The 7,974-nt window shown below is 68.4% G+C and carries 5 protein-coding genes; 3 read left to right on the plus strand and 2 right to left on the minus strand.

The window, feature by feature from the left end; genetic code table 11:
* Positions 1 to 99 precede the first annotated feature (99 nt).
* A complete protein-coding gene (locus AB7O82_RS22425; RefSeq protein ID WP_428538590.1) occupies positions 100 to 3,681 on the minus strand; it encodes an ABC transporter ATP-binding protein in 3,582 nt (1,193 codons plus the stop codon).
* Between the two features lie 72 nt (positions 3,682 to 3,753).
* On the opposite strand from AB7O82_RS22425, the gene AB7O82_RS22430 reads away from it, so the two are divergent.
* The gene (locus AB7O82_RS22430) at positions 3,754 to 4,638 is read left to right on the plus strand and encodes a LysR family transcriptional regulator (protein WP_428538592.1); all 885 of its coding nucleotides are present in this window, start codon (positions 3,754 to 3,756) and stop codon (positions 4,636 to 4,638) included.
* Between the two features lie 75 nt (positions 4,639 to 4,713).
* On the opposite strand, the gene AB7O82_RS22435 is transcribed toward AB7O82_RS22430, so the two are convergent.
* On the minus strand, positions 4,714 to 4,953 hold the full coding sequence (locus AB7O82_RS22435; RefSeq protein ID WP_428538594.1) for a toxin-antitoxin system TumE family protein: 240 nt from the start codon (positions 4,951 to 4,953) through the stop codon (positions 4,714 to 4,716).
* A 116-nt stretch (positions 4,954 to 5,069) separates the two neighbouring features.
* Between AB7O82_RS22435 and AB7O82_RS22440 the strand changes: the two genes are divergently transcribed.
* Together AB7O82_RS22440 and AB7O82_RS22445 are read left to right on the plus strand one after the other, a co-directional pair.
* Complete coding sequence (locus AB7O82_RS22440; protein WP_428538596.1) at positions 5,070 to 6,317, plus strand: serine hydrolase domain-containing protein; 1,248 nt, start codon at positions 5,070 to 5,072, stop codon at positions 6,315 to 6,317.
* 331 nt (positions 6,318 to 6,648) lie between these two features.
* Entirely contained in the window at positions 6,649 to 7,839 is a 1,191-nt protein-coding gene (locus tag AB7O82_RS22445) for a substrate-binding domain-containing protein (protein ID WP_428538598.1), read from the plus strand.
* The last annotated feature ends 135 nt before the right edge of the window (positions 7,840 to 7,974 follow it).

A 7,974-nucleotide genomic window follows, 5' to 3' on the forward strand; every position in this document is an offset into this window, starting at 1 on the left:
TGGGAGCGCGCCACTCCAGTGGCGCCCTTCTTGTCGATTACACATCCCATGAGCGCCACAGGAGTGGCGCGCTCCCAGCGATGACTCCTCCGTCCCGACTCACGACGCCGCCGGAGCATAGACCGAGGCGAGCTGGCGTGACACCAGGCGGGCGTAGAGGCCGCCGCGCGCCAGCAGGGAGGCGTGCGTGCCGGTCTCGGCGACACGGCCGGCATCGAGCACGACGATGAGGTCGGCGTCGCGCACCGTCGACAGGCGGTGGGCGATGACGATGGTGGTGCGGTCGGCCTGCAGCAGGTCGAGGGCGCGGCGCACCGCCTGCTCGTTCACCGCGTCGAGATGCGAGGTCGCCTCGTCGAGCACCAGGATCGGCGCATCCTTCAGGAAGGCGCGGGCGATGGCGACGCGCTGGCGCTGGCCGCCCGACAGGCTGGTGCCGCGCTCGCCGACCGGCGAATCGAGGCCGTCGGGCAGGGCCGCCACCAGCTCGGAAAGCGACGCATGCCGGATCGCCGCCTGCAGCTCGGCTTCCGTCGCCTCGGGGCGGGCGATCAGGATGTTGGCGCGCAGCGTGTCGTTGAACAGGTAGGTGTCCTGGGCGACCAGCGCGACCAGGCGGCGCAGATCGTCGAGCTTGTAGTCGCGCAGGTCGGCGCCGTTCAGGGTGATGCGACCGGCATCGGGATCCCAGAAGCGCATCAGCAGTTGCGCGGTCGTGGTCTTGCCGGCGCCCGAGGTACCGACCAGCGCCACGGTCTTTCCCGCGGGGATCGCGAAGCTGACGCCGCTGAGTGCGCGCCGCGCCTGGCCGGGGTAGGCGAAGTCGACGTTCTCCAGGGCAAGCGCCGCGGCGCCGGCGCGCGGCGGCACGCCGCGGCCGTCGCGCACCGGGATCGGCTCGTTGGCCAGCGCGTAGATGCGCCGGGTCGCGCCCAGCGTGTCGGCAAGCTGGCGGCCGATCTGGGCGATCTCCGACACCGGCAGGAAAGCCGCCATGGCGAGGATGGTGAGCAGCGGCAGCAGGCCTGGATCGATTGCACCCCGCGCCGACAGGGCGGCGCCGGTCACGACCACGGCGAGGCCCCCCAGGCCGGTCATCACCTCGAGCACCGCGTGCTGGCGCGTCAGCTCGCTGAAGAACGGCAGGCGCAGTGAAATCTGGCGCTGCGACAGCTCGTCGAGTCGCGCCCCGCGGCTGGCCTCCTGCTGGAAGGCCACGATCTCGCCCAAGCCCTGCACCGAATCGACGGCGAAGGCGCCGAGTTCGCCCGCCGCTTCGCGCGCCTCGCTGCCCAGCCGGTCGACGCGCTTGCGCATCAGGAAGGGGCTGAGCCCGACCGCCAGCAGGAACGGCAGCAGCGCCAGCGCCAGCCAGCCGCTGGCCCACGCCAGCACGGCGACGACGACCGCCGGCACCAGGATGGCGACGAAAGCCGGCGCCACGGTGTGGGCGAAGAAGTACTCGACCAGCTCGACGTCGTGTGTGGCCAGCGCCATCAGGTCGCCGGTGCGGCGGCGCACGAGATAGGCGGGAGCCAGCGCATCGAGCTTGCGGAAGGCGTCGATGCGCATTTCCGCCAGCAGGCGGAACGCCATGTCGTGCGCCATCCACGATTCCAGCCAGTGCAGCACGCCCGACAGCGGCGCCACGATGGCGAGCGCAATGGCGTAGCCGGCGTAGGGCTCGTGGTTCTTGAGCGCGAGAATGACCAGCGCCGACAGCGCCCCCACGCCGATGAAGGTGATGACGCGCAGCACGCCGAACAGGAAGGTGGCCGTGAGCTTGCCTTTCCACGGCAGGATCACCTTCATCAGCGACGCGACGACCTGGTACCAGGTTAGGCCGTCGGCCTTGATGATGCCTTCGGTCACGACCTTGACCGCACCGCCCGGCGTGTCGGCGACGGACTCGGCGCGCGCCGGCGTATCGAACGTGTCGGCAGCGTCGCCGCGCTGCTGCTCGCGCGCCTGGTCGGCCATCAGAGCGGCGTAGACGCCGCCGCGCGCCATCAGCGCCTCGTGGCGGCCCTGCTCGGCGACGCGGCCGCCGTCCAGCACCAGGATGCGGTCGCAGTCGATCACGCTCGACAGGCGATGGGCGAGGATCAGCGTGGTGCGACCCTGCATCAGGCGATCGAGCGCTTCCTGGATCACCGCCTCGTTCTCGGCGTCGACCGCGCTCAGCGCCTCGTCGAGCACCAGGATCGGCGTGTCGCGCAGCAAGGCGCGGGCGATGGCGACGCGCTGGCGCTGGCCGCCCGAGAGCTTTATGCCCTTCTCGCCGATCGTCGTGCCGTAGCCTTGCGGCAGGCCGAGGATGAAGTCGTGGATGTTGGCGGCGCGTGCCGCCTCGACGAGCTCCTCCTGCGTGGCATCGGGCCGGCCGAGCCTGATATTCTCTTCCACCGTGCCGTGGAACAGGAAGGTGTCCTGGTTGACGACCGAGATCAGCGACCGGATCTCGGCGAAGGGCAGGGTGCGCAGATCGTGGCCGCCCAGCAGGATGCGGCCGCGCTCGGGATCGTAGAAGCGCAGCAGCAGGCGCACGATCGACGACTTGCCGCCGCCCGACGGCCCGACCAGGCCGAGCCGCTCGCCGGCCTCGGCGCGGAAACTGAGGCCGTCATGCACCGTGCGGCGCGTGCCGGGATAGGCGAAGCGGACGTCCTCGAACGCGATGGTCGGCGCCAGACTCCTGTCGAGCCGCGCCGGCGGCGCGTCGGCCACCATCGGCTTGTCGTCGAGGATGCGGTAGATGCCCTGCGCCGCCGACAGGCCGACCATGCCCTGGTGCAGCACGCTGCGGAGCTCGCGCATCGGCCGGAAGATCTCTACACCCAACATCAAAATGATCAGCAGGGCGGAAAGCGACATCGCGCCGGACTCGACGCGCGACGCCCCGTAGAGCAGGGCCGCCGCGGCACCGCAGGCGATCGAGGTGTCGGTGATGCCGCGCGCCAGCGAGTTGGTCGCCAGCACCCACATGGTGCGGCGGAACAGATCGCGCGCCTCGACCTCGAGCTTGTCGGCGCGCGTCTTGCCCTGCCCGAATGCCTTCAGCGTGGCGAGGCCCTGGATCGAATCGAGGAACTCGGCGGCGAACGAAGAATAGGCCTTCTGCCGGCGCTGCGAGTTCTTGACATCCCACTTGTGCCACAGCGCCGGCGCGAGCAGCGCCACCAGGGCGAACCCCAGCATCACCGCCGCCACCGGCAGGTCGACGAAGGCCACCACGGCAAAGATCAGCAGGGGCGAGAGCAGCGCGATCATGAACTGCGGCAGAAACTGGCCGAAGTAGGTTTCCAGCTGCTCGACGCCGTCGATCATCGACAGCGTGAGACCGCCCGAGCGCTGGCGGCCGACCGTGCCCGGCCCGAGCGCAGCGATGCGATCGTAGAGGATCCGGCGCAGCCGCTTCTGGACGCGCGCCGCCGTCTCGTGGGCGACCACGGCGCGCCAGTGCTCGGCCATGCCGCGCAGCACCATGACGAGGGCAATCGCAACGATCCACGGCACCAGCTCGGCGAGCGGCCGGCCGGCGAAGACCTGGCCGATCAGCCAGCCGAGCAGGCCCAGCCGGGCGATGCCGAGCCCGACTGCGAGCAGGCCGATGCCGACGGCGCCGGCGATGCGCACGCGGACGCCCTTGGTGAAGGCGAAGAGGCGGGGTTCGATGTGCATGAGAATGAGTCTAAGCAGAACATATGTTTTCGTCAGTCAACAATTTGGAAGAGCCGCTGTACATTTCTGTACATGAACGCGAACTGGGACGATCTCCGGGTTTTCCTCACCCTGGCGCGCGACGGCACGCTCAGCACGGCCGCCAGGTCGCTGGGCGTCAGCCATCCCACCGTAGCGCGCCGCGTGCAGGCGCTCGAGCAGCAGATCGGTGCGCGCCTGTTCGACCGCTTGCCCGACCGCTTCGTGCCGACCTCGGCCGGCGAGGAATTGCTGGCCGACACCGAGGCGATGGAAAAGGCGGCGTTGTCGATTCAGCGTCGCAGCGCAGGCTTGAGCGACACGGTAAGCGGCGTGGTGCGGATGTCGGCCGGCGAGGCGATGGCCGTGCTGGTGGCGCGCCACCTGCCGTGGCTGCGTGCCCGGCTTCAGCACATCGAGTTCGAGGTGGTCGCAAGCCACACGCTCGCCAACCTGTCGCGGCGCGAAGCCGATCTGCTGATCCGCGAGCGGGTACCGGAGCTCGCCGGCATCGTCGCCCGCAAGCTCTGCCGTGTCGGCTACGCGATCTACGCGGCGCGCAAGCTCGCCCTCGAGCACGCCCGCATGCCGGCGCTCGTCGACCAGCCGTGGATCGGCTTCGACGACGACCACAGCTACATGCCGGGTCAGCACTGGCTGCACGAGCAGCTCGGCCGCCGGCCCGAGATCCGGGTCAACAACTGGCTGGTGCTGCACGACGCGGTGCGCGTCGGAGCAGGCCTTGCCGTGCTCCCCTGCTATCTCGGCGACCAGGACGGCGCCCTGCACCGCATCGGCGGCGTGCTTCCCGAGATCTCCAGCGAGCAGTGGCTTCTGGTCCATCGCGATCTCAGGGCCCTGCCGCGGGTGCGCGCGGTCATGGACGCGCTGGTCGAGCTGTTCCAGCGCCACCGCACCGTGCTCGAGGGGCGGGTGTAGGCGGGCGCGCCATCAAATCGAAACCCGCATCTCGATCGCATCGTAGTCGGCGCGCACACCCGCCTTGCCCCGTCATCAATCGTTCGGTGTCGTGAAGCGGTAAATCGTCTCCGAGCCGAGATGGTGCCGGTGATCGCCCTTGCCGCGCTCGTTATCGTACCCGACTTCGCGTACTCCTGGCCGGCCGTAGAACAGCGAATATTTGAGGCCATGGCTCGACGGTGGCACCGGCTTCGGAACTCTCCAGATGACCATCTCGAAAATCGCGCCGTCGTCGCAGTCGATACGTTGGTGAAAGAGCAGCTCGGCTTTCACTTCGTCATGAGGGCGTACGGACACATATGGTGTCGAGTACCATAAGGCACGTGAGACCGCTGTGGCGACGCGCGAATCCAAAAGGATATCATCGGCCAACCTCGGGAGAAAACGACATGAAACAGATCGCCATTGCCTTGGGCCTGTTGACGATTGCATCCGCCGCCAACGCCGAGAGCGGCGTGCTGCCGGTGGCGGCGAAGCCCGAGGATGTCGGGCTTTCCTCCGCGCAGCTGAAACGGCTCGAGGCGGTGACGCAGGCGCATGTCGACTCCGGCCTGGTGCCGGGCGCCGTCATGCTGGTGGCGCGGCGCGGCAAGATCGCGTGGGTGTCGACGCTCGGCAAGCGCGACGTGGCTTCAGGCGATGCGATGAAGCCCGATGCGATCTTCCGCATCTACTCCATGACCAAGCCGATCGTCAGCGTCGCCGTCATGCAGATGGTCGAGGAGGGCAGGCTGCAGGTCGGCGATCCGGTGACGAAGTTCCTGCCCGAGATCGGCAAGATGAAAGTCGGCACGGAGAAGGTCGGTCCCGACGGCCGGCCGGCGCTGCAGCTCAGCGACCCTGAACGGCCGATGACGGTGCAGGACCTGCTGCGCCACACCTCGGGCCTCATCTACGGCTCGCGTGGCGTCGGTCTGATCAACCAGGCCTATATCGGCGCCAGGATCGGCGATCGCGCCAGGAACAACCAGGAGCTCGTGACGGCGCTGTCCGGCCTGGCGCTGAAATTTTCGCCGGGCGCACGCTGGGAGTATGGCGTGTCGACCGACGTGCTGGGGCGCCTGGTCGAGGTGATCGACGGCAAGACGCTCGGCGAGGCCTTGTCGGCCCGCGTCTTCCAGTCGCTGGGCATGGTCGATACCGGCTTCCAGGTGCCGGCCGACAAGCTTGCGCGCGCCGCCCAGCCGGGGCCGCGGCCCAACGGGCAGCGGATGACGCCGCGCTTCGCCGTCAACGACGGCGCCCGCTACCAATCGGGCGGCGGTGGCCTCACCTCGACGATGGACGACTATCTCCGCTTCGCCACCATGCTGGCCAACCACGGCGAGCTTGCCGGCAAGCGATTGCTTGGCAAGCAGACGCTGGCCTTCATGACGGCCGATCACGTCGGGACGCGGCCGGGCAGGCCGCCGGGGCTTGGCTTCGGTCTTGGTTTCGAGGTCCGCACCCGGACCGGCGACTCCGCGCTGCCCGGCTCGGTCGGCGAGTATGGCTGGGCCGGCAATGCCGGCACGCTGTTCTGGATCGATCCGAAGGAACAGCTCACGGCCATCTACATGGTGCAGGTGAGCGACCCCGATCGCATCGCGCTTCGCAACCAGTTCAGAACGATGGTTCAGGCCGCCATCATCGATTGAAGAGCCGGACCGTCGACGGGGCCGAGAAGGCGATGGGCCCGAGATGGGCGCCATGAAGGTGGGCACCGAGTCGTCGGCGCCGACGGCGGGCCGGCGTAGACGGCCGGCGTCGGTGAGGGCATGCCACTCCAGTGACGCGATCCTTTCCGCGATCGACGGCGACGCGCCACCTTGGTGGAATTTGCTCCGCCGCCGTGCGCACCGCCCCAGCGACGACTTTCCGGATTTCTCCTAGGAAGCGATGATTATTGCCCCGTGCCTGCGCTGTTCGGCACTATGGTGTAGCCGGCGATCAATGACTAGAAGGGCGCCATTGCAGGAGGAGCCCCTCATGTTCCGTCGTTCGTTCGTCGTCCTTGCCGGCTTGTTGCTGGCCGGGCCCGCCGCGGCGCAGCAGCCGCCGATCAAGATCGCCTTCATCTACGGCAAGACCGGGCCGCTCGAAGCCTATGCCCGGCAGACCGAGGCCGGCTTCATGCTCGGCCTCGAGTACGCCACGCAGGGCAAGATGGAGATCGACGGCCGCAAGATCCAGGTCATCACCAAGGACGACCAGCTCAAGCCCGACCTCGCCAAGGCCGCCCTCGAGCAGGCCTACGGCGACGACAAGGTCGACATCGCCGTCGGCACGACCTCGTCGGCCGCCGCGCTCGCCATGCTGCCGGTCGCCGAGGAATACAAGAAGCTGCTGATCGTCGAGCCCGCCGTCGCCGATCAGATCACCGGCGAGAAGTGGAACCGCTACATCTTCCGCACCGCGCGCAATTCGTCGCAGGACGCGCTGGCCGGCGCGGCCACGCTCAAGGACGAGAATATCAACATCGCCACGCTGGCGCAGGACTACGCCTTCGGCAAGGACGGCGTGGCCTCGCTCAAGCAGGCCCTGAAGGACGTCGGCTCCAAGGCCAAGATCGTGCACGAGGAGTACGCGCCGCAGGCGACCACCGACTTCACCGCGCCGGCACAGCGCATCTTCGACGCGCTGAAGGACAAGCCCGGCCGCAAGATCGTCGTCGTGGTGTGGGCGGGCGCCCATCCGCTGCCCAAGCTGATGGACCTCAAGCCCGAGCGCTACGGCATCGAGATCGCGCCGGGCGGCAACATCCTGCCGGTGATGGCCGGCTGGAAGCAGTTCCCCGGCCTCGAAGGCGCGATCTACTACTATTGGGGCTTCCCCAAGAACCCGGTCAATGACTGGCTGGTCGCCGAGTACAAGAAGCGCAACAACGGCGCGCCGCCCGATTTCTTCGTCGCAGGCGGCATGAGCGCGGCGCTTGCCATCGTCGCGGCGGTCAAGAAAGCCAAGTCGACCGACACCGAGAAGCTGATTGCCGCCATGGAGGGCATGAGTTTCGAGACGCCCAAGGGCACCATGACCTTCCGCAAGGAGGACCACCAGGCGCTGCAGGTCATGTACCACTGGCGCATGAAGCAGAACCCACCCGACAATACCGACCTGCTCGAGCTGGTGCGCGAGATCCCCGCCGACGAGCTCAAGCTGCCGGTCAAGAACAAGCGGTAGGAGAAGCTCCTCCCCAGCTCTGCTGGGGAGGTGTCGCCGTCTTACGGCGACGGAGGGGTCATGGGTCTTGTTGGACCGCGGGCGTCCCGCCCGCTCATGATGAAGAGCGGGCGAGACGCCCGCGGTCCAGAAGAG

Source organism: Reyranella sp. (assembly GCF_050185545.1).
In the GTDB taxonomy this organism is placed as follows: domain Bacteria; phylum Pseudomonadota; class Alphaproteobacteria; order Reyranellales; family Reyranellaceae; genus Reyranella.

Excerpts from the sequence above, each read along its gene's own strand:
- AB7O82_RS22430 (WP_428538592.1), top strand. The coding sequence starts at position 3,754 with ATGAACGCGAACTGGGACGATCTCCGGGTTTTCCTCACCCTGGCGCGC.
- AB7O82_RS22445 (WP_428538598.1), top strand. The coding sequence starts at position 6,649 with ATGTTCCGTCGTTCGTTCGTCGTCCTTGCCGGCTTGTTGCTGGCCGGG.
- AB7O82_RS22425 (WP_428538590.1), bottom strand. The coding sequence starts at position 3,681 with ATGCACATCGAACCCCGCCTCTTCGCCTTCACCAAGGGCGTCCGCGTG.
- AB7O82_RS22440 (WP_428538596.1), top strand. The coding sequence starts at position 5,070 with ATGAAACAGATCGCCATTGCCTTGGGCCTGTTGACGATTGCATCCGCC.